Origin of the sequence: Pseudomonas sp. NPDC089396, from assembly GCF_044749545.1 — a bacterium.
GTDB lineage: Bacteria > Pseudomonadota > Gammaproteobacteria > Pseudomonadales > Pseudomonadaceae > Aquipseudomonas.
On the sequence record NZ_JBIVIC010000022.1, the window covers coordinates 18,696 to 40,262 of the forward strand.

Below are 21,567 nucleotides of genomic sequence, written 5' to 3' on the forward strand. Positions count from 1 at the left end.
GCACTGCGTGGGAGTGACACATGCCAGCCGCCTCGAACGCCTTGTCGTCCATCGACAGCGCCCAGCCGCAATTCTTCGAAGTCCTTCCGTTTTCCGGTGCCGTGGGCGCCGAGATTGTCGGCCTGGACCTGACCAAGCCAGTCAGAGCCGAAGATTTCAGCCGTATTCATCGCGCCCACCTTGACCACCATGTGCTGGTGTTCCGTGACCAGCGCATCAGCCCGCAGCAGCAAATCGACTTCAGCCGGCGCTTCGGCGAGCTGCAGATCCATGTGCTCAAGCAGTTTCTGCTGTCTGGTCACCCCGAGATCCTGATCGTTTCCAACATCATCGAAAACGGCCAGAACATCGGCCTGGGCGATGCTGGCAAATTCTGGCATTCGGACCTCTCCTACAAAGAACTCCCCAGCCTGGGCTCCATGCTGCACGCCCAGGAGTTGCCCAGCGAAGGGGGTGACACCCTGTTCGCCGACATGCACAAGGCTTGGGACGCCGTTCCCGATGCCCTGCGCACCGTGGTCGAGGGCCGCAGTGCCGCTCACTCCTATACCGCCCGTTATGCCGAGACCAAGTTCGAGGGCAACTGGCGCCCGACGCTCACTGCCGAGCAGCTTGCCCAGGTGAAAGAAGTCATCCACCCGGTCGTGCGTACCCACCCGGAAAACGGCCGCGAGGCGCTGTTCGTCAGCGAGGGCTTCACCACCCGCATCGTCGGCCTGCCGGACGATGAAAGCCGCGACGTGCTGCAGCAGTTGTACGCGCTGAGCGTGCTTGAGCAGAACATCTACCGCCATCAGTGGCAGCCCCATGACCTGGTGTTCTGGGACAACCGTTCGCTGATCCACCTGGCCACCGGCTGCCCGGCGCACCTGCGGCGCAAACTGTTCCGTACCACCATCCAGGGCGATGCCCCGTTCTGACGACTGAGGAAAACATCATGCGCAAATCCATCAGCCGCCTGGCGGCAAGCATCGGCCTGGGCGCCAGCCTGTTCGTCGGCAGCCTCGCAGCGCCCACCGTGGCCCAAGCCGAAGGCAAGATCCGCATCGCCGAGCAGTTCGGCATCGTCTATCTGCTGCTCAACGTGGTGCGTGATCAGCACCTGATCGAAAAACATGGCAAGGAGCAGGGCATCGACATCGAAGTCGACTGGGCTCAGCTCTCTGGCGGCGCGGCGATCAACGACGCACTGCTGTCCGGTTCGGTGGATATCGCCGGTGCCGGCGTCGGCCCGCTGCTGACCGTGTGGGACCGCACCAAAGGCCGGCAGAACGTCAAGGCCGTGGCGTCGCTGGGCAACTTCCCGTACTACCTGGTCAGCAGCAACCCGAACGTGAAGACCATCGCCGATCTCTCCGACAAGGACCGCATTGCCGTGCCTGCCGTGGGCGTCTCGGTGCAGTCGCGCTTCCTGCAGTACGCCGCCGCCCAGCAGTGGGGCGACAAGGAATACAGCCGCCTCGACAAGTACACCCTGGCCGTGCCGCACCCGGATGCCACTGCCGCGTTGCTGGCCGGAGGCACCGAGCTCAACGGGCACTTCTCCAACCCGCCGTTCCAGGACCAGGCGCTGGCCAACAAGAACGTTCACGTAGTGCTCGACAGCTACGACCTGCTTGGCCCCAACTCGCCGACGCTGCTGTTCGCCACCGAGAAATTCCGCAACGACAACCCCAAGACCTACAAGGCCTTCGTCGACGCCCTGGCCGAGGCGGCGGACTTCGCGCAGAAGGACAAAGCGGCTGCGGCGGATACCTACATCCGCGTGACCAAGGCCAAGATCGACCGCGATGCGCTGATCAAGCTGATCGACAACCCGCAGTACGAGTTCACCGTCACGCCGAAGAACACCTACAAGCTGGCCGACTTCCTGTACCGGGTGGGCGCCATCAAGCACAAGCCGGAATCGTGGAAGGACTACTTCTTCCAGGATGAACGCCCGTTGCAGGGGAGCTGATCGATCATGACCGCCCCATTGCCAGGCCACACGGTCAGCAACCTGAGCCGTGTCACCACGCCGCCCTTGCTCAAGGTGGACAACCTGAGCCTCGAATACCGCACCTCGCAACGCGTGGTGCGGGCCACTCACCAGGTCAGCTTCGAAGTCGACCGTGCCGACCGTTTCGTCCTGCTCGGCCCGTCCGGTTGCGGCAAGTCCACCTTGCTCAAGGCCGTGGCCGGATTCATCAGCCCCCGGGAAGGGCAGATCCTGCTGCAAGGCCAGCCGGTCAACGGCCCTGGCCCTGATCGCATCGTCGTGTTCCAGGAGTTCGACCAACTGCCGCCATGGAAGACGGTGAAGCAGAACGTCATGTTCCCGTTGCTGGTGTCTGGCCAGCTCAAGCGCGCCGAGGCTGAAGAGCGCGCCTTGCATTACCTGGACAAAGTCGGCCTGGCTGCCTTCGCCGATGCCTACCCCCACACGCTGTCGGGTGGCATGAAGGCGCGCGTGGCGATTGCCCGAGCCTTGGCCACCCAACCGAAGATCCTGCTGATGGACGAGCCGTTCGCTGCGCTCGATGCGCTGACCCGGCGCAAGATGCAGGAAGAATTGCTGCTGCTGTGGGAGGAGGTGCGCTTCACCTTGCTGTTCGTCACGCACTCCATCGAGGAGGCGCTGGTGGTCGGCAATCGCATCCTGCTGTTGTCGCCGCATCCGGGACGGGTACGGGCCGAGGTGCACAGCCACCAGTACGACCTCGGCAGCCTTGGCGCTGCGGACTTCCAGGCCAGCGCACGGCGCATCCATCGGCTCCTGTTCGACGAGGCCGAAGCCCCGGAGCAGGCCGATGACCTGGGCTTCAACGACATCCGCATCGCCTACTGACAGGAGCTTCAGCCATGACCACTACACCTGTACGCCAGGAATACGAGGTGCATCTGGAGCCCTTGCTCAGCGTGCCTGTGGAACGCAATCTGCCGCTGGCCCAGCGCCTGTGGCAGCACGGCTGGTTGCGCAAGGCGGTGATCCTTGTCGTGATCGCCGCGCTGTGGGAGGGCATTGCCCGCTACCAGGGCAACGACCTGCTGCTGCCGACCTTCCTGCAGACCGCCGCCGCCCTTTGGGACGGCCTTGTCAGCGGGGAGCTGCCGGCCAAGGTCGGCGTGTCGCTGGTGATCCTGCTCAAGGGCTATGTGCTGGGTATCGTCCTGGCCTTCGGCCTCACCAGCCTGGCAGTGTCGACCCAGTTGGGCCGTGACCTGCTGGGCACCCTGACCTCGATGTTCAACCCGCTGCCGGCCATTGCCCTGCTGCCATTGGCCCTGCTGTGGTTCGGGCTGGGCGACAACAGCCTGATTTTCGTGCTGGTGCACTCGGTGCTCTGGGCGCTGGCGCTGAATACTTACGCAGGCTTTCTCGGCGTGTCGGAAACCTTGCGCATGGCCGGGCGCAACTATGGCCTGAAAGGGCTGCGCCTGGTGCTGCACATCCTGGTGCCGGCGGCACTGCCGTCGATCCTTTCGGGGCTGAAGATCGGCTGGGCCTTTGCCTGGCGTACGCTGATCGCGGCCGAACTGGTGTTTGGCGCCAGCAGTGGCAAGGGCGGGCTGGGGTGGTACATCTTCCAGAACCGCAACGAGCTGTATACCGACAAGGTGTTCGCCGGGCTGGCGGTGGTGATCCTGATCGGGTTGCTGGTTGAGGGGCTGGTGTTCAATACCCTGGAGCGGCTGACCGTGCGGCGTTGGGGGATGCAGCGGTAATCTTTACCGGCCCTATCGCCGGCAAGCCGGCTCCCACAGGTACCCCGCTGTACCTGAAACTGCGGGGTACCGGTGGGAGCCGGCTTGCCGGCGATAGGGCCAGTACAGCCACTAATTCTGGTAAAGGGCAACCGCATTACTCAAGGTTTTGGCTATCTCATCTCGCAGTTGATCCGGCTGCTCCACCATCACCCCATCCCCCTGGCTCAACACCCACCAACGCAACGCCCAGCCATCTTCCAACGTGGCCTGCAGCCGATGCCCCTGCTCCAGCGCCGTGAGCTGCATGTCCGCACTCAAGGGCATCTCTCGCAACTGACGGGCCACCTGATCGCTGACCCAGGCCTGCAGTTGCAGTCCATCACCTTGGGCCGGCTGCAGCGTTTCACCGCGCAGATAACCTTGCAGGTCGAAGTTTCCGCGATGCTCTCCTACAGCCTTCGCCGACCAGTGCCAGCCAAACGGAATGCTCTTGTCATTCCGTTCCAGCGGAAAGATCAGCGACAACTCGTTGAGGTCGCGCTCGACCGTGCGTTTGCTGACGGAAAACCCCACATCGCGCAGACGCCACACCAGTTCGGCGCTGGTGATGCCCGGTGAGCGGTTGGGTAGCTGGCGCAGCAGCGCCCACTGACGGCTGAGGGTGGCGCGGGTGGTGGCGAACGGCAAAAGGTAACGTCCTTGTCTAGGCTTGCCGCATTAGCATGGCGGCATGAGGGGGTCATGGCAATTAGCCATGGCACGATCAGATCAAGGAACCTGCGATTGGTTGCCACATGCCGAATCGTTCGCGACAGGTTTCGACGTGCCATCGCGCAGAATTACGCCTCATCACAGCCGCGGTCGGGCCTGTGGATCGTTCAATGAGGATGAACATGTCTGCTGTCAGCAATATCCATTCGCTGCTCGCCCATCTTTTGCCTGAGCAGGTGATTTGCCCGCCGACCCCTGGCGGAAGGCGGCAGCGCCTGTTCGCAGGCGTGGGGTTGCCCAGCCAGCGGACGTTGCTGGTCAGCCGGCTGGATGAAGCATCGGACCTGCAGGCGGTGTATGCCGACCTGCGCCATCAGGCACTGGCCGGCAACGTGGCGGTACTCAACGACCTCGGCTGGATCTGGCTCAATGGCAAGTATTGGCGCGCCGACACCGTGCTGGCCGGGCACCTGCTGCGCATGGCGGCCCTGCAGGGCAATGCGGCGGCCTGGTTCAACCTGGGGCAGCAACATTACTTCGGCAAGGGCGTCGAGACCTCCTATGTGCAAGCTGCGCAGTGCTACCGGCGGGCGTTCGAGCGGGGCATGCTGCACGCCGCTGCCGCGCTTGGCGATCTGTACGAGGAAGAGGTGTGCGACGTGGGGCTCGACTGGCAGGTGGATCTGCCAAGGGCGTATCAGTGGTTCTTCCGTGGCGCCGAACGGGGTGAAGCGCGTTGTCGCTTCGAGGTGGGCTATCGCCTGCTGCATGGTGTGTGCGTGGCGGCCGACATCAAGGCCGGGTTGTATTGGCTGGAGCTGGCGGCCGCGACTGGGGTAATGCAGGCGGCCGAAGAGTTGGCGGTGCATTTCAGCCGGTTCGATCCGGCGAGCTATCTGGATTGGCGGGATCGGGCGGTGCAGATGGGCAGTACGTTGGCTTTGGCGATGAAGCTGGAAGATCAGGTTTAGCTGTGCCTGTTGGGGCCTCATCGCCGGCAAGCCGGCTCCCACAGGTACAGCGCAGGGCGTGAATGCGGCGCTGTACTTGTGGGAGCTGGCTTGCCAGCGATAGGGCCAGTACAGCCACCTCATCCCTGAGCATGAACAACAATTCATCCATTCCCTCCGTCGCCCCCGGTTGACGAGAGGGGGAGGGCAAGGCGTATATTGATAGTTAGCAAACTATGAATATCCTTGGTTCCCCCCACATGACCCTTGACTCCCTGCGCCTGCAAGTCAGCACCGGCATGGTCGTTGCCGCCCGCCATTGGCGGCGGATCTGCCACTCGGCCCTGACCAGCTACGGCATTTCCGAGGCCTGCGCCGCGCCGTTGCTGATGATCGTGCGCTTGGGCGATGGCGTGCACCAGGTGGCCGTGGCCCAGGCCGCCGGCCTGGAAAGCCCGTCGCTGGTGCGCCTGCTCGACCAGCTGTGCAAGGCCGGCCTGGTGTGCCGCAGCGAGGACCCACTGGACCGCCGCGCCAAGGCCCTGAGCCTGACCGCCGAAGGCCGTAGCCTGGCCGTGGCCATCGAAGCGGAACTGGTGCGGTTGCGCGGTGACGTGCTGCAAGGTATCGACGAGGCCGACCTGCAAGCCACCCTGCGTGTGCTGCGTGCCTTCGAAGCCGCCGGCCTGGGCACGGCGGGCGGGGTGGCATGAACGGTTTCTTCAGCTCGGTGCCACCCGCCCGCGACTGGTTCTACGGTGTGCGTACCTTCGCCGCGTCGATGATCGCGTTGTACATCGCCCTGCTCATGCAGCTGCCGCGCCCGTACTGGGCGATGGCGACCGTTTACATCGTCTCCAGCCCGTTTGTCGGTCCGACCAGTTCCAAGGCCCTGTATCGTGCCATGGGCACGCTGCTCGGTGCGGGCGGGGCGATCTTTCTGGTGCCGCCGCTGGTGCAGTCGCCGTTGCTGCTGACGGTGGCCATTGCCCTGTGGACCGGCACCTTGCTGTACCTGTCGCTGAACTTGCGCACGGCCAACAACTACGTACTGATGCTGGCGGGCTACACCCTGCCGATGATCGCCCTGGCGGTGGTCGACAACCCGTTGGCAGTATTCGACGTGGCCTCCTCACGGGCCCAGGAAATCTGCCTGGGCATCGTCTGCGCGGCGGTGGTGGGCGCGATTTTCTGGCCCCGGCGCCTGGCCCCGGTGGTAGTCGGCGCTACCGGAAGCTGGTTCACCGAGGCGATCCGCTACAGCGATACCTACCTGGCCCGCGATGTTGCCGCCGACAAAGTAGGCAGCATGCGCGGCACGATGGTCGCCACCTTCAACTCGCTGGAGTTGATGATCGGCCAGCTCGGCCATGAAGGCGCCAGCCCGCACACCCTGAAGAACGCCCGCGAGCTGCGTGGCCGGATGATTCACCTGTTGCCGGTGATCGATGCCCTCGACGACGCCCTGGTCGCCCTCGAAGGCCGCGCCCCGGCGCAGTTCGCCCAGTTGCAGCCGGTGCTGGCCGCAGCGCGCGAATGGCTTGCAGGCACCGCCGAGCATGCCTCGGTGGCGCGCTGGACGGCACTGCACGAGCACATCGACCGCCTGCAGCCGGGCGCTGCCGCCCTTGACCAGCGTGCCGAACTGCTGCTGTCCAATGCGCTGTACCGTCTGACCGAATGGGTCGACCTGTGGCAGGATTGCTGCACCCTGCAGCACTTCCTGCGCACCGACGACGCCAAGCCTTGGCGCCCGGTTTACCGGCACTGGCGACTGGGCCGCCTGACGGCATTTTTCGACCGCGGCCTGATGCTCTATTCGGTGGTGTCCACGGTGCTGGCGATCATCGTGGCCTGTGGCCTGTGGATCGGCCTGGGCTGGAACGACGGCGCCAGCGCGGTGATCCTCGCCGCCGTGTCGTGCAGCTTCTTCGCCGCCATGGACGACCCGGCACCGCAGATCTATCGGTTCTTCTTCTGGACGCTGATGTCGGTCATCTTCTCCAGCCTGTACCTGTTCCTGGTGCTGCCGAACCTGCATGACTTCCCGATGCTGGTGTTGGCCTTCGCCGTGCCGTTCATCTGCATCGGCACCCTGACCGTGCAGCCGCGCTTCTACCTGGGCACCTTGCTGACCATCGTCAACACCTCGACTTTCATCAGCATCCAGGGCGCCTACGACGCGGACTTCTTCACCTTCCTCAACTCCAACCTGGCCGGCCCGGTCGGGCTGCTGTTCGCCTTCATCTGGACCTTGGTGATGCGCCCGTTCGGCGTGGAACTGGCGGCCAAGCGCATGACCCGTTTCCTCTGGCGCGACATCGTCGAAATGACCGCGCCGGCCACCCTGGCCGAGCACCGTCAGGTTGGCGTGCAGATGCTCGACCGCCTGATGCAACACCTGCCGCGCCTGTCGCAGACCGGCCAGGACAGCGGTGTGGCCCTGCGCGACGTGCGCGTAGGCCTGAACCTGCTCGACCTGCTGGCCTACCTGCCGCGTGCCGGCACCCAGGCCCGCGAACGCCTGCAAACGGTGATCGAGGAAGTCGGCAGCCACTACGCGGCCTGCCTGCGCGCCGGCGAACGCCTGCATGCGCCCGCCGCGCTGCTGCGCAACATGGAGCGTGCGCGCCAAGCGCTGAACCTGGATGAACTGTACGAACGCGGCGATGCCCGCACCCACCTGCTGCATGCCCTGAGCGGCCTGCGCCTGGCGTTGTTGCCGGGTGTCGAAGTGATGCTCGAGCCTGCCGAACAACCGCAACTGCCCCCTGGGCTGGACGGAGCGCCCCTGTGATCGGTGAACTGGATATCAGCGGGGTGTTCCTGCCCACGCTGCTGGTGATGATGGTCTGCACCTACCTGCTGTTCCTCGGGGTGCACGCGGTGCTGGTGCGCCTGCATTTCTACCGCCTGGTCTGGCACCGGGCGCTGTTCAACGTTGCTTTGTATGCCGTGCTGCTTGGCGCGGTGGACCACTTTTGCCGAAGCCTGATGCTGCCATGAAAAAACCTTTGTTGACCCTGGGCCGTGTGGTCCTGACCTTGCTGGTAGTGACCTTCGCCGCCGTGCTCGTGTGGCAGATGGTGGTGTATTACATGTTCGCCCCCTGGACCCGCGACGGGCATATCCGCGCCGACGTGATCCAGATCGCCCCGGATGTCTCCGGCCTGATCCAGAAAGTCGAAGTACGCGACAACCAGACCGTCAAGCGCGGCGACGTGCTGTTCACCATCGACCAGGACCGCTTCAGCCTGGCGCTGCGCCAGGCCAAGGCAACCCTGGGCGAACGCCAGGAAACCCTGGCCCAGGCCTCCCGTGAGGCGCAGCGCAACCGCAAGCTGGGCAACCTGGTGGCGGCGGAGCAACTGGAAGAAAGCCAGTCCCGCGAGTCGCGTGCCCGCTCGGCGGTCAGCGAGGCCCAGGTGGCGGTCGACACCGCACAGCTCAACCTCGACCGTTCGGTGGTGCGCAGCCCGGTCGATGGCTACCTCAACGACCGTGCGCCGCGTAACCACGAGTTCGTCACCGCTGGCCGCCCGGTGCTGTCGGTTGTCGACAGTGCTTCGTACCACGTCGATGGCTACTTCGAAGAAACCAAGCTGGGCGGCATTCAGATCGGCGATGCCGTGGACATCCGCGTGATGGGCGACAACACCCGCCTGCGCGGCCATGTGCAGAGCTTCGCCGCCGGTATCGAAGACCGCGACCGCAGCAGCGGCGCCAACCTGCTGCCCAACGTCAACCCGGCGTTCAGCTGGGTGCGCCTGGCCCAGCGGATCCCGGTGCGTATCGCCTTCGACGAAGTGCCGCAGGACTTCCGCATGATCGCCGGGCGTACCGCCACGGTCTCGATCATCGAGGGGCAGCATCCATGAAACAGCTGATCCTGGCTGGCGTTTGCCTGTCTCTGGGGGCCTGCATGATGGTCGGCCCCGACTACGAAGTGCCGAAGGATGCGGCGGTGCAGCGCAGCGACCTCAACGGCTCGCTGCGTCAGGATGCCGATAGCGTGGTGTCGGCGCCGGTGCCCGAGGACTGGTGGCAGCTGTATCAGGATCAGCGCCTCAACGAGCTGGTACGCCAGGCGCTGAGTGCCAACACCGAGCTGCGCGTGGCCGCAGCCAACATCGCCAAGGCCCGAGCCCAGGTCGAAGTGGCCGAGTCGCAGGGTGGCTTCAATGGCGGCATCAAGGCCGGCGCCCAGCGTTTGCAGGAGTCGGGCGAAGCCTTCCTGCTGCCTGAGAAGGTGCCGGTGGCCAACATCGGCGAGGCGATCATCAGCGCTTCGTACCAGTTCGACCTGTGGGGCACCTTCAAGCGTGGCACCGAAGCGGCCCAGGCCAATGCCGATGCCGTGCAGGCTGCTGCCGACACCGCGCGCATCACCCTGGTGGCGGATGTGGTCAAGGCTTATACGCAGGTGTGCTCGGCCAACGAGGAGTACCACATCGCCCGTGAGTCGCTCGATCTGCAGGAGCAGAGCGTGCAGCTCAACCAACGCCTGCGCGATGCTGGCCGAGGCGATGAAACCCAGGTCACCCGCTCGCAGACCCAGTTCAAGTCTTTGCGCGCCGAGTTGCCGCGCTTCAAGGCCGAGCGCGAGACCGGCATGTATACCCTGGCGGCGCTGCTGGCCAAGCCGGTCGAGCAGCTGCCTGCCGGTACTGCCGATTGCGCCGAGCTGCCGCACCTGAACCAGTTGGTTCCGGTCGGCGATGGCACCGCGCTGCTCAAGCGCCGGCCCGATGTGCGCCAGGCCGAACGCCAACTGGCGGCGGCTACCGCGACCATCGGCGTGGCCACCGGCGCGCTGTACCCGGACGTCAGCTTCGGCGCCCAGGTCGGCACCATCGGTATTCTCGAAAACCTCGGCGAACCTTCGACCAACCGCTGGGGCTTTGGCCCGCAGATCAGCTGGACGATCCCCACCAACGGCACCCGGGCCCGCATTCGCATGGCCGAGGCGTCGACTCAGGCCGCGCTGGCGCATTTTGACGGCGTGGTCCTGAACGCCGTGCGTGAGACCCAGACCCGGCTTGCGCAGTACAGCGCCTTGCTGGACCGGCGTGATGCGCTGGCCGAGGCGGAGCAGTCGGCGAAGGAAGCGGCGGACCAGACGCATCGGTATTACCAGGCAGGGCGTGAGTCGTTCCTGGCGGACTTGCAGGCGACGCGGACCTATACCGACATGCGTGCGCAGTTGGCGGCTGCCAATAGCCAGGTGGCGCTTGGGCAGATTGGGGTGTTCCTGGCGCTGGGTGGTGGCTGGAAGGATGCCGCCAAGCATTGAGGGCCAATCGCCGGCAAGCCGGCTCCCACAGGAATTGCGCAGAGCTTCAGGGCTGCGCTGACCCTGTGGGAGCCGGCTTGCCGGCGATGAGGCCCTGACAGACAGCACCTAGATCAAAGCCAGATCGCATCCCAATGCGGATAATCCCCCACCCGATCAACCAAACCCGCCCGTTTCGGGTTCAAGACGATATACCGCGCCACATCCTGCACATCCTCTTCGCGCCGCAAAACCCGGTCATGAAACCCCTTCTGCCAAAGCCTCCCATATCGCCCTAGATGATGGTTGATCACGCAGGTACTTCGCGACTTCACTCGGCGCATGAGGGTTTTCAGGCTCACCGGCCCCAGCTCGATCAACCAGTGGAAATGATCAGGCATCACCACCCAAGCTAATGATCGGGCGGCACCTTCCAGTTCGGCCTGGCGAAACTCGCGGACCAGCAGGCGAGCCGAGTGAAATCCACTCAGTACCGGGGCTCTGTGCAATGTGGTGCTGGTGAGGAGATACAGCCGATTCCTTTCTGAGAACCGGCCAATTCTCAGCTGATTTGAATGGGGACGTTCCATGTTCCCTGCCTCCTGATGGTTAGCTCATCAGGCTAGTAATGATGGATCTGCCAGGTTCGGTTCAATTGGTACCTGGTGTTACAGCGGTGCCCCCATCGCCGGCAAGCCGGCTCCCACAGGAATTGCGCAGAGCTTCAGGGCTGCGCTGACCCTGTGGGAGCCGGCTTGCCGGCGATCGAGGGCGAAGCCCTCGTCAGGTGCGTAGGGCATTTCCGAATCTGAAACCATATGCTTCAGTTCTGGTTCTCTGTCGAATTATCCTACGGCACCTGTCGGAAGGTGCTGTCTTGGCTGGAAAGTGTTCCCGGAATACTGTCCTGGGGTCGCCTCGCAAGGCGATCGGGCGTGAGACACCCGGCTGGTTACAGGTAGCACCGCTCAATGGCGGTCGTGCGTGGGCAGGCTTCGGTCTGGCCGGGTTCCTGTACCCCGGGTCTCACCCCATGCACGACTGCCACCCAAATCCGTGAGACGAGGAGGAAGGCAGAACATTTCCAGTACAGGAGATCCGCCATGAAAAAGCTCGTCCCTGATCCACCCGCCTACCTTCTCGCACTCAATGTGCCTGCCGTTACCCTCGCAACTCCGCCCACCCCGATGGACCGCGATCTGCTGGTGAGCGCACTGACCCTCACCCTCGTCCAAACCGCCAATGTGCTTATCGACAGCCCTCCAGGCCTGCGCCGTGCTCAACGCCGTCATGGATCACCCTGGCCTCAAAGCACTTGAGAACAGGAGCGAAGCCCGTGAATGAGCCACGCGACGCTTCAACGGCAGGTGTTGAAACTTTCGACCTGTTCACCCTGAAACCTGATGTTCCCTTCGGTCATGCCTTCTCGCAGCTGTCGGTGCTGCTCGGCTGCATCCGCCACCTCACCACCGAAGCGGAGATGGAAAATGACCGCGTCGCCGGTAGTGCGGCGCGGATTCTCAGTGAGATGGCCAAGGCCTTGATCGATGATCTGGAGCTGGGATTGAACAAGGTTCTTCAATAGGCCTTGAGCACCGGGGCCGCTGCGCGGCCCATCGCCGGCAAGCCGGCTCCCACAGGTACCCCGCTGGATCTGAAACGGCGGGGTACCTGTGGGAGCCGGCTTGCCGGCGATCGAGGGCGAAGCCCTCGCCAAGCATTTGTCTCAAGATTTTTCATGAAATCCGCCCACAAACCTTGAGGGAACCTGAGTGGAAGTGAACAATGTTCTCTTTCGTATTTCCTTCGAGATTGGCCATGAATTCCCGTTCCCGTCTGCTAGCCTGGTTGCTATGGCCCCTGCTGGCGCTGTGCAGCACCGTGGTGCTGGCCGAATCCCCTGCCGAGGCCGGCAAGGCCCTGCACCTGCTCGATTACATCGGCGCCGACTACCCGGCGACCGTGCGCGACGGCAAGGTGATCGACAGCGGCGAATACCGCGAGCAACAAGAGTTCAGCGCGGTATTGGCCGACCTGGTCAAAGGGCTGCCAGCCAATGCCGAGCAAAACGCCTTGGAGCAGGGCGTCCAAGCGCTGCGCCAGGCCATCGACCAACGTCAGGACGGTGCCGCAGTCGCCAAGCAGGCTCGCCAGCTGGGCGCGCGACTGGCGGTAGCCTATGAAGTCAGCCAGGCCCCGGTGATCACCCCGGACCCGGCCCGTGGCGCTTCGCTGTATGCGCAAAATTGCTCGATCTGCCACGGTGACACCGGCGCGGGCGATGGTCCGGCAGGCGTGGGCCTGGAGCCCGCACCGGCCGACCTGCGCAAGACCGAGCGCCTGGACCAGCTCAGCCTGTTCGACCTCTACAACACGATCAACCTGGGCATTGACGGCACCGAGATGCCGTCTTTCGCCGACCAGCTCGATGACCGCCAGCGGTGGGACGTGGCCGCCTACATCGCCAGCTTCACCGCCGACCCGCAGGCGGCCAAGGGCGACAAGACCTGGAACCTGGCCGACTTGGCCCGGCAGACCCCGGCCGAAGTCGCTGCCAACGAAGGCGCCGCAGCCGTACCGGCATTCCGTGCCCAGCGTGCCCAGCCGCCGCAGGTCAAGCGGGGCCCGGCGCAGCTGCTCGAATACACCGCCAGCACCCTGGAGAAGAGCCTGGCCGCCTACCGCGCAGGCGATCACGACCAGGCCTACGACCTCTCGGTAGCCGCTTACCTGGAAGGCTTCGAACTGGTGGAAAGCTCGCTGGACAACATCGACACCCAGGCGCGCAAGGACACCGAAAAGTCCTTGATGGCCTACCGCCAGTCACTGCAGGACGGCTTGCCGGTCGCCCAGGCCGAACAGCGCCTGGCCGAAGCCAAGGTCAAGCTTGACCAAGCCTCCAAGCTGCTGGGCAGCGATGGCCTGAGCTGGTCGCTGAGCTACATTTCCGGCTTGTTGATCCTGCTGCGCGAGGGTCTTGAAGCCATCCTGGTGCTGGCCGCGATCCTGGCCTTCCTGCGTAACACCGGCCAGCAGTCGGCGGTGCGCAGCGTCAATGTCGGCTGGGGCCTGGCGCTGGTCGCAGGCTTCGGCACCTGGGCGCTGGCGGCCTATGTGATCGACGTCGGTGGCGCCCAGCGTGAACTGCTCGAAGGCTGCACGGCGCTGTTCGCGTCGGTGATGGTGCTGTGGTTGGGCGTATGGATGCACGACCGCCGTCACGCCGCGGCCTGGCAGGACTACATCAAGAGCAGCCTGGTCAGCGGGGGCGGGCGCTTCGGCTTTGCCGTGCTGGCGTTCTTCTCGGTGTACCGCGAGCTGTTCGAGGTGATCCTGTTCTATGAAACCCTGTGGCTGCAGGCCGGCCCTGCCGGGCATCAAGCGGTGCTGGCCGGGGGGGCCACGGCGCTGGTGCTGCTGGTCGGGTTGGCCTGGGTGATTTTGCGCGGCTCGGCGAAACTGCCGCTGGCGCTGTTCTTCAGCATTAACGCGGCCTTGCTGTGTGCGCTGTCGGTGGTGTTCGCCGGGCATGGCGTGAAGGCGTTGCAGGAGGCGGGCGTACTGGGCACGCGGCCGGTGGCGTTCTTCGAGTTCGACTGGCTGGGGATTCATGCCGATGCGTATTCGCTGGCGGCACAGGCGGTGGCGTTGCTGGCTATTTTGGTGCTCTATGGGCGTAGTCGCCTGGCCGAGAAGCGGCGGGCTGCTGCAAGCTGAGGCCGTTATGCGGCCTATCGCCGGCAAGCCGGCTCCCACAGGTTCAATGCATGCCTCAAGGGCAATGCGGTCCCTGTGGGAGCCGGCTTGCCGGCGATAGGGCCAGTGCAGATTTAGAGAGAGAATTGCTACATGCGCATATGGATCGACGCCGACGCCTGCCCCAAGGCAGCCAAGGACCTGATCGTCAAATTCGCCCTCAAGCGCAAGCTGGAGGTCATCATGGTGGCCGGCCAGGCCGTGGCCAAGCCCGCCTTCGCCGTGGTGAGGCTGATCGTGGTGCCCAGCGGCATGGACGCTGCCGACGATTACCTGGTCGAGCACGCCGTGCCCGGCGAGCTGGTGATCTGCAGTGACGTTCCGCTGGCCGACCGCTTGATCAAGAAGGGCGTGGCTGCGCTGGACCCGCGTGGGCGCGAATTCGACGAGCGCAACATGGGCGAGCGTCTGGCGGTGCGCAACCTGTTCACCGAACTGCGCGAGCAGGGGCAGGTCGGGGGCGGGCAGGCGCCCTATGGCGAACGCGAGAAACAGGCGTTCGCCAATGCGCTGGATCGTATCCTGACCCGCCTGGCCAATGGCTGATCACTCACCCTCGTGGGTCAGCTCCAGCACTCGGTCCACCAGCTTGTAGATGCCACCGGCCGCTTCACTGATCGACTTGGCGACCATGTAGGCGGGGGTGGTCACCAGCTTGCGCTGGGTGTCTTCGACAATGTCATGCACATCACATTCTTCATGGGTTGCACCCATCTTGACCATGGCGGCAGCGGTCCCGGCATCGTTGCCAATGGTGCAGACCACGCCCGGGCCATAGATCTTCGCCGCCAGCGCTGGCGAAATGCAGATCAGGCCGACCGGCTTGCAGGCCACGGCAAAGGCTTCGGCCAAGGCCAGCACATCCGGGTTCACGGTGCACTTGGCGCCATCCACGGCGAAGCTCGACAGGTTTTTCGCCGCGCCGAAACCACCGGGCACGATCAGCGCATCGAAGTCTTCAGCCCTGGCTTCACGGATGTCCTTCACCTCGCCACGGGCAATGCGCGCCGACTCCACCAGCACGTTGCGCGACTCAGGCATCTCTTCACCGGTCAGGTGGTCGATCACATGCAGCTGCGCGATATTCGGCGCAAAGCACTGTACCTGTGCACCGCGCTGGTCGAGGCGCAGCAGGGTGATCACGCTTTCATGGATTTCGGCGCCGTCGTACACGCCACAGCCGGAAAGAATCACCGCGACTTTTTTTGTCATGCTCATTACTCCATTTTCGAGGCACTAAATGTCCTCTAGTTTGGCAGATGTGGCCATAGGGATTCGCGCGGGCGCATCCTAATCTCAGTGGATAACCTTCGAGGCTACCCTCCATGGACCTTATTCTGCTGGCCGTGCCGTTCTTCTTCGTGCTGATAGCGGTAGAGCTGATCGCCGACCGTGTCCGCGGACAGCGCAATTTCACCGTTGCCGATTCGATCAACAGCTTGAGCACGGGGGTGTTATCCACCAGCACGGGGCTGTTGACCAAAGGCGTAGGGCTGCTGACCTATGCACTGGCCTGGGAGCACCTGGCGCTTCTGCGTTTGCCGGAGCAGGCCTGGTGGGTGTGGCTGCTGGCGTTCGTGCTGTATGACCTTTGCTATTACTGGCTGCACCGCCTGGGGCATGAGCGCAATGTGCTCTGGGCTGCTCATTCGGTGCATCACCAGAGTGAGGAATACAACCTCACCACCGCCCTGCGCCAGACCAGCAGCGGCTTCATCTTCTCGTGGATCTTCTACCTGCCGCTGGCGCTGATCGGCGTGCCGCCGGTGGTGTTCATCACGGTGGCGTCGCTGAACCTGCTGTACCAGTTCTGGGTACATACGCGCCATATTCCCAAGCTGGGCTGGCTTGAGTGGGTGCTGATCACACCGTCCAACCATCGCGTCCACCATGCGCAGAATCCTGCTTACTTGGATCGCAACTACGGCGGGGTGTTCATTCTCTGGGATCGCCTGTTTGGCACCTTCAAGGAAGAGGATCCGGCCGAGCCGGTGGTGTTTGGCGTGACCACGCCGCTGGCGAGCTGGAACCCGCTGTGGGCCAACCTGCAGTTCTATGCACAGCTCTGGGACGATGCCCGGCGCACCCGACGCTTGCGGGACAAACTGCGTATCTGGTTCATGCCCACCGGTTGGCGCCCGGCGGATGTCGCTGGGCGTTATCCACAGGCCAAGCAGAACCTGGCCTTGTTCCGAAAGTTCGAGATTGCCTTGGGGCGCGCGCAGCAGGTGTACGTGGCCGCACAGTTCGTGGCTTACGTGGCGTTGGGCAGTTACTTGATGGACGTTGCCGAGCAGGTGTCGAGCGCCGCGCTGGTGCTGGGCTGGTCGGTGACGGCGTTTGGCCTGTTCGTGCTGGGTGCGGCCCTGGAGAACCGGCCGTGGGCAGTGCGCCTGGAGCTGGCGCGCCTGCTGTCGAATGCGCCGGCGTTGTACCTGGCCGGCGTGTCTGGCTTAGTGCTGGTCACGCCCCTGGCGTGGTTCCTGCTCGGGGCTTACAGCCTTTTCAGCCTTTGGGCTCTGGCCTGCTGCCGCCGCTTTGCGCTCCGCGCGCAGGGTGCGGAAGCGCCGGCGCAACCAGAGCAGGGCACCCAGCAGCAACAGGCCGCCGAGCACCCATAGCTCGTACTTCTTCACGTTGCCCAGCATGCCTTCGAGGATGGCGCCGAAGTGGTACGCGGCCGCGCCCAAGGCCAAGGCCCAGACGGCCGCACCGATACCGTTGAGCAGTAGATAGCGCCGTGGTGGGTAGCCGGACAGGCCAATGGCCACGGGCATCACCGTGCGCAGGCCGTAGACGAAGCGAAAACTCAGCACCCAGATGTCCGGGTGGCGGCGGATGTGCTCCAGCGCTCGGTCGCCCATGGCCTGCCAGCGCGGTCTGCGCGCGAGGATGGCGCGGCCGTGGCGACGGCCCATGAAGTACCACAGCTGGTCGCCGGCATAACTGCCGAAGAACGCTACGACCACCACCAGGCTGATATCCATGTAGCCGCGGAACGCGAGGAATCCTGCAAGCACCAGGATGGTCTCGCCTTCGAAGAAGGTGCCGAGAAAAAGGGCAAAGTAGCCGAAATCCTGCAGGAATTGTTGAAGCATTTTCTGAGGTGCTGGCGAAATGAACGCGCAGCCTACCCCTTCGCGCGCTTTCGTGAAAGTGTCCAAATGTGTCTCGACGTGAACAATTCCTACACGGACAATGCCTTCGGCCGCAAGTCATGGGCTTGCCTCAAGGTGTAACACAGGCGTCATAATGGCCGCTTATCGTCCCGCTCAATTGATGATAGGGCGTTAACGTCCTCCAGGAACGTCCAGATGAATAATGAAGTGCTAACCCCTGTCGCGATCAAGGATGCCCAGGCCGTCCCCGAAGAAATGGTGCAGACCCCGCCAGACCTGCCCGAGGCCCCGGAGCCCGTGGTCGAGGCGGTTGTGCCTGCCCCTGCGCCGACCCCTGCCATCGCCGTTCCGAACCTGGACGACAGCAGCCTGTACATTCATCGCGAACTGTCGCAGCTGCAGTTCAACATTCGCGTGCTGGAGCAGGCACTGGATGAATCCTATCCACTGCTCGAGCGCCTGAAGTTCCTGCTGATCTTCTCCAGCAACCTGGACGAGTTCTTCGAGATCCGTGTGGCGGGTCTGAAGAAGCAGATCACGTTTGCCCGTGAACAGGCGGGCGCCGATGGCCTGCAGCCGCACCAGGCGCTGGCACGCATCAGCGAACTGGTGCACATCGAAGTGGAGCGTCAGTACGCGATCCTCAACGACGTGCTGCTGCCGGAGCTGGAAAAACACGCCATTCGCTTCATCCGTCGTCGTTACTGGACTCCCAAGCTCAAGACCTGGGTGCGCCGCTACTTCCGCGACGAGATTGCACCGATCATCACGCCGATCGGCCTCGACCCGACCCACCCGTTCCCGTTGCTGGTGAACAAGAGCCTCAACTTCATCGTCGAGCTTGAAGGTGTCGACGCCTTCGGCCGCGATTCGGGCCTGGCGATCATCCCGGCGCCGCGTTTGCTGCCACGGGTCATCCGCGTGCCGGAAGAGGTAGGCGGCGCCGGCGACAACTACGTGTTCCTGTCGTCGATGATCCACGCCCACGCCGACGACCTGTTCCAAGGCATGAAGGTCAAGGGTTGCTACCAGTTCCGCCTGACCCGTAACGCCGACCTGTCGCTGGATTCCGAAGAGGTCGACGACCTTGCCCGGGCCCTGCGCGGCGAACTGTTCTCGCGCCGTTACGGCGACGCCGTGCGCCTGGAAGTGGCCGACACCTGCCCGAAACACCTGTCCGATTACCTGCTCAAGCAGTTCAGCCTGAGCGAGAGCGAGCTGTACCAGGTCAACGGCCCGGTCAACCTGACCCGCCTGTTCAGCATCACCGGGCTCGATAGCCACCCGGAGCTGCAGTACACGCCGTTCACCCCGGCGATCCCCAAGCTGTTGGTGAATGCCGACAACATCTTCAGCGTGATCAGCAAGCAGGACATCCTGCTGATGCACCCGTTCGAGTCCTTCACCCCGGTGATCGACCTGCTGCGCCAGGCCGCCAAGGACCCGCACGTGCTTGCCGTGCGCCAGACCCTGTACCGCTCCGGCGCCAACTCGGAGATCGTCGACGCCCTGGTGGACGCGGCGCGTAACGGCAAGGAAGTCACCGCAGTGATCGAGCTGCGTGCGCGGTTCGACGAAGAGTCGAACCTGCAGATGGCCAGCCGCCTGCAAGCTGCCGGCGCGGTGGTGATCTACGGTGTGGTCGGCTTCAAGACCCACGCCAAGATGATGCTGATCCTGCGCCGTGAACAAGGCGAGATCGTCCGCTATGCGCACCTGGGCACCGGCAACTACCACGCCGGCAACGCCCGCCTGTACACCGACTACAGCCTGCTGACCTCCGACGACGCCCTCACCGAGGACGTCGGCAAGCTGTTCAGCCAGCTGATCGGGATGGGCAAGACGCTGCGCATGAAGAAGCTGCTGCACGCGCCGTTCACCCTGAAGAAGGGCATGCTCGACATGATCGCCCGGGAGACCCAGTTCGCCCTGGAAGGCAAGCCTGCGCATATCATCGGCAAGTTCAACTCGCTGACCGATGCCAAGATCATCAAGGCCCTGTACAAGGCCAGTCAGTCGGGGGTGAAGATTGACCTGGTGGTGCGCGGCATGTGCTGCCTGCGTCCCGGTATCCCGGGGGTGTCGCACAACATTCAGGTGCGCTCGATCATCGGCCGGTTCCTGGAGCACACGCGGGTGTTCTACTTCCTCAATGGCGGCGAAGAGCAGATCTACCTGTCCAGCGCCGACTGGATGGAGCGCAACCTCGACAAGCGCGTCGAGACTTGCTTCCCCGTGGAAGGCAAGAAGCTGTTGCTGCGGGTGAAGAAGGAGCTTGAAGGCTACCTGACCGACAACACCCATGCCTGGACCCTGCAGCCAGACGGGCGCTACGTGCGCAGCAGCCCGACCGGCAACCAGAACCCGCGCAGTGCTCAGGCGACCTTGCTGGAGCGCCTGAGCCTGCCGGTCCTCAACGTACGCTGAGGACGAAATTGACCCGGGTCAGCCACTCCGCCTCGTTGGCGAAGTCGGCCTGGGTCAGTTGGTTCTGCTCCAGCCAGCCTTCCGGGAAGGCGACGTCGAGGCTGTTGTCGGCCGCCAGAAGCTGCACCTTGGGCATCTCTTGGGTGCCACGGATGTGGTGGAACAGGATGGCGAAACGCAGCAGCACGCACAGGCGCAGCAGTTTCACGCCTTCATCACCCAGGTCGGCGAACCTGTCCTTGGGAATATTGCGGCGGTGGCCACGCACCAGCAGGGCCATCATCTGCTGGTCTTCGCGGGAAAAGCCTGCCAGGTCGGAGTGCTCGATCAGGTAGGCGCCGTGCTTGTGGTAGTGGTAATGGGCAATATCCAGGCCGATTTCGTGGATTTTCGCCGACCAACCCAGCAGATCGCGCCAGTTACCTTCTTCAAGATTCCACGCCTTGGCCACCTGGTCGAAAGCGTGCAAGGCCTTGCGCTCGACGCGCGCGGCCTGGCCCTGGTCGACGTGGTAGCGCTCCATCAGCGAGTTCAAGGTGCGTTCGCGCACGTCTTCGTGGTGATGGCGGCCGAGCAGGTCGAACAGCACACCTTCGCGCAGGGCGCCGTCGCAGTGGTCCATGCGCTGCAGTTCCAGCGCGTCGAAGATCGCTTCGAGAATCGCCAGGCCGGCCGGGAAGATGGTGCGACGGTCCGGCTTGATGCCGTCGAAGTCGATCTTGTCGACCTCGCCGAGCTTGAACAGCTTGCGCTTGACCCAGGCCAGGCCTTCGGCTGTGACCTCGCCATTGCCCAGGCCGCCGGCCTTGATCGCGGCGCCAATGGCGCGGATGGTCCCGGACGAGCCGATGGCTTCATCCCAGGTCAGGCGGTGCAGGGCGTTCTCGATGCTCATCAGCTCAAGGCGCGCGGCGGTGTAGGCCTGGGCGTAGCGCGCCGGGGTGATCTTGCCATCGCGGAAGTAGCGCTGGGTGAAGCTGACGCAGCCCATCTGCAGGCTTTCGCGCAGCAGCGGCTCGAAGTGCTGGCCGATGATGAACTCTGTACTGCCGCCACCAATGTCGGCGACCAGGCGCTTGCCCGGAGTGTCGGCCAGGGTGTGGGAGACGCCCAGGTAGATCAGGCGCGCTTCTTCACGGCCGGAAATCACTTCCACGGGGTGACCCAGGATGGCTTCGGCGCGCTGGATGAATTCGTTGCGGTTACGCGCTTCGCGCAGGGCGTTGGTGCCGACGATGCGCACAGCGCCTGCGGGCATGCCGTTGATCAGCTGGGCAAAGCGCTTGAGGCACTCGAGCCCCCGTTCCATGGCTTCTTCGCTGAGCATGCGCGATTCGTCGATGCCGGCGGCCAGCTGAACCTTTTCGCCGAGGCGCTCGAGAATCCGTATCTCGGTGTGGTGGGCCTTGGCCACGACCATGTGAAAACTGTTGGAGCCAAGGTCGATGGCGGCGATCAGAGACAGGTTCTTCGCTGTAGTATGCGGCATGATCTGAGTGTTCTCGGTCGTTAACCCGGCAATCGTGCCACGATCCTTGGCTGTCGCCAACGCGCGGTACGCCAAGGGTTGATGCAAGGCAATGTGCCATTCGATGCTATGACACTTGTGTGACGGTTTCGATTCGAGGCGTCTTGCACAACTATA

The 21,567-nt window shown here is 63.9% G+C and carries 20 protein-coding genes and 1 pseudogene; 16 read left to right on the forward strand and 5 right to left on the reverse strand.

Features of this window, described 5'->3' with window-relative positions; genetic code table 11:
- Positions 1-20 precede the first annotated feature (20 nt).
- The 4 genes from ACIPZB_RS26440 to ACIPZB_RS26455 are packed head-to-tail and all read left to right on the forward strand — an operon-like array spanning position 21 to position 3,705.
- Complete coding sequence (locus ACIPZB_RS26440; RefSeq protein WP_400643383.1) at positions 21-920, forward strand: TauD/TfdA dioxygenase family protein; 900 nt, start codon at positions 21-23, stop codon at positions 918-920.
- A gap of 17 nt (positions 921-937) precedes the next feature.
- Positions 938-1,957 carry an ABC transporter substrate-binding protein gene (locus tag ACIPZB_RS26445; RefSeq protein WP_400643384.1) on the forward strand — a complete coding sequence of 340 codons (1,020 nt, stop codon included), beginning with the start codon at positions 938-940 and terminating at the stop codon, positions 1,955-1,957.
- Between the two features lie 6 nt (positions 1,958-1,963).
- Complete coding sequence (locus ACIPZB_RS26450; protein ID WP_008095477.1) at positions 1,964-2,827, forward strand: ABC transporter ATP-binding protein; 864 nt, start codon at positions 1,964-1,966, stop codon at positions 2,825-2,827.
- 14 nt (positions 2,828-2,841) lie between these two features.
- Positions 2,842-3,705 (forward strand): ABC transporter permease, encoded by an 864-nt coding sequence (locus ACIPZB_RS26455; RefSeq protein ID WP_400643385.1) that lies wholly within the window; start codon positions 2,842-2,844, stop codon positions 3,703-3,705.
- Positions 3,706-3,816: 111 nt separating this feature from the next.
- Here the strand turns inward: ACIPZB_RS26455 and ACIPZB_RS26460 are convergent, their stop codons facing one another.
- Positions 3,817-4,374, reverse strand: a complete 558-nt coding sequence (locus ACIPZB_RS26460; RefSeq protein ID WP_400643386.1) for a WYL domain-containing protein — start codon at positions 4,372-4,374, stop codon at positions 3,817-3,819.
- Positions 4,375-4,580: 206 nt separating this feature from the next.
- Here ACIPZB_RS26460 and ACIPZB_RS26465 point away from each other — a divergent pair, with 206 nt between their 5' ends.
- The 6 genes from ACIPZB_RS26465 to ACIPZB_RS26490 all read left to right on the forward strand — a co-directional run bounded on the left by ACIPZB_RS26465 (position 4,581) and on the right by ACIPZB_RS26490 (position 10,641).
- A complete protein-coding gene (locus tag ACIPZB_RS26465; protein ID WP_400643387.1) occupies positions 4,581-5,369 on the forward strand; it encodes a tetratricopeptide repeat protein in 789 nt (262 codons plus the stop codon).
- A gap of 239 nt (positions 5,370-5,608) precedes the next feature.
- Entirely contained in the window at positions 5,609-6,061 is a 453-nt protein-coding gene (locus tag ACIPZB_RS26470; protein WP_400643388.1) for a MarR family winged helix-turn-helix transcriptional regulator, read from the forward strand.
- Positions 6,058-8,145 carry an FUSC family protein gene (locus ACIPZB_RS26475; RefSeq protein ID WP_400643389.1) on the forward strand — a complete coding sequence of 696 codons (2,088 nt, stop codon included), beginning with the start codon at positions 6,058-6,060 and terminating at the stop codon, positions 8,143-8,145. The genes ACIPZB_RS26470 and ACIPZB_RS26475 overlap by 4 nt, the downstream gene beginning before the upstream one ends.
- Positions 8,142-8,354: a DUF1656 domain-containing protein gene (locus ACIPZB_RS26480; RefSeq protein WP_008096887.1), complete on the forward strand. Its 213-nt coding sequence runs from the start codon at positions 8,142-8,144 to the stop codon at positions 8,352-8,354. Before ACIPZB_RS26475 ends, ACIPZB_RS26480 begins: the two co-directional genes overlap by 4 nt.
- Complete coding sequence (locus tag ACIPZB_RS26485) at positions 8,351-9,226, forward strand: efflux RND transporter periplasmic adaptor subunit (RefSeq protein ID WP_400643390.1); 876 nt, start codon at positions 8,351-8,353, stop codon at positions 9,224-9,226. Before ACIPZB_RS26480 ends, ACIPZB_RS26485 begins: the two co-directional genes overlap by 4 nt.
- Complete coding sequence (locus tag ACIPZB_RS26490) at positions 9,223-10,641, forward strand: efflux transporter outer membrane subunit (protein WP_400643391.1); 1,419 nt, start codon at positions 9,223-9,225, stop codon at positions 10,639-10,641. The genes ACIPZB_RS26485 and ACIPZB_RS26490 overlap by 4 nt, the downstream gene beginning before the upstream one ends.
- Before the next feature lie 113 nt (positions 10,642-10,754).
- On the opposite strand, the gene ACIPZB_RS26495 is transcribed toward ACIPZB_RS26490, so the two are convergent.
- Complete coding sequence (locus tag ACIPZB_RS26495) at positions 10,755-11,210, reverse strand: REP-associated tyrosine transposase (RefSeq protein ID WP_400643392.1); 456 nt, start codon at positions 11,208-11,210, stop codon at positions 10,755-10,757.
- 513 nt (positions 11,211-11,723) lie between these two features.
- Between ACIPZB_RS26495 and ACIPZB_RS26500 the strand changes: the two genes are divergently transcribed.
- The 4 genes from ACIPZB_RS26500 (at position 11,724) to ACIPZB_RS26515 (ending at position 14,922) form a co-directional block, all read left to right on the forward strand.
- Entirely contained in the window at positions 11,724-11,939 is a 216-nt protein-coding gene (locus ACIPZB_RS26500) for a hypothetical protein (protein WP_400643393.1), read from the forward strand.
- A 17-nt stretch (positions 11,940-11,956) separates the two neighbouring features.
- Entirely contained in the window at positions 11,957-12,205 is a 249-nt protein-coding gene (locus ACIPZB_RS26505; protein ID WP_400643394.1) for a DUF3077 domain-containing protein, read from the forward strand.
- Between the two features lie 200 nt (positions 12,206-12,405).
- Complete coding sequence (locus ACIPZB_RS26510; RefSeq protein ID WP_400643395.1) at positions 12,406-14,337, forward strand: FTR1 family protein; 1,932 nt, start codon at positions 12,406-12,408, stop codon at positions 14,335-14,337.
- A gap of 132 nt (positions 14,338-14,469) precedes the next feature.
- Positions 14,470-14,922, forward strand: a complete 453-nt coding sequence (locus tag ACIPZB_RS26515; RefSeq protein ID WP_400643396.1) for a YaiI/YqxD family protein — start codon at positions 14,470-14,472, stop codon at positions 14,920-14,922.
- Here the strand turns inward: ACIPZB_RS26515 and elbB are convergent, their stop codons facing one another.
- Positions 14,923-15,588: an isoprenoid biosynthesis glyoxalase ElbB gene (elbB, locus tag ACIPZB_RS26520; protein WP_008096866.1), complete on the reverse strand. Its 666-nt coding sequence runs from the start codon at positions 15,586-15,588 to the stop codon at positions 14,923-14,925.
- A 113-nt stretch (positions 15,589-15,701) separates the two neighbouring features.
- Between elbB and ACIPZB_RS26525 the strand changes: the two are divergent.
- Positions 15,702-16,328, forward strand: a pseudogene (locus tag ACIPZB_RS26525) (sterol desaturase family protein); the annotation flags it as partial.
- 501 nt (positions 16,329-16,829) lie between these two features.
- Here ACIPZB_RS26525 and ACIPZB_RS26530 read toward each other — a convergent pair.
- Positions 16,830-17,474, reverse strand: a complete 645-nt coding sequence (locus tag ACIPZB_RS26530) for a DedA family protein (RefSeq protein WP_400643397.1) — start codon at positions 17,472-17,474, stop codon at positions 16,830-16,832.
- 216 nt (positions 17,475-17,690) lie between these two features.
- On the opposite strand from ACIPZB_RS26530, the gene ppk1 reads away from it, so the two are divergent.
- Positions 17,691-19,922 carry a polyphosphate kinase 1 gene (gene ppk1, locus ACIPZB_RS26535; protein WP_400643398.1) on the forward strand — a complete coding sequence of 744 codons (2,232 nt, stop codon included), beginning with the start codon at positions 17,691-17,693 and terminating at the stop codon, positions 19,920-19,922.
- Here ppk1 and ppx read toward each other — a convergent pair.
- On the reverse strand, positions 19,909-21,411 hold the full coding sequence (gene ppx / locus ACIPZB_RS26540) for an exopolyphosphatase (RefSeq protein WP_400643399.1): 1,503 nt from the start codon (positions 21,409-21,411) through the stop codon (positions 19,909-19,911). The two genes, ppk1 and ppx, sit on opposite strands and share 14 nt — an antisense overlap.
- Positions 21,412-21,567 lie beyond the last annotated feature (156 nt).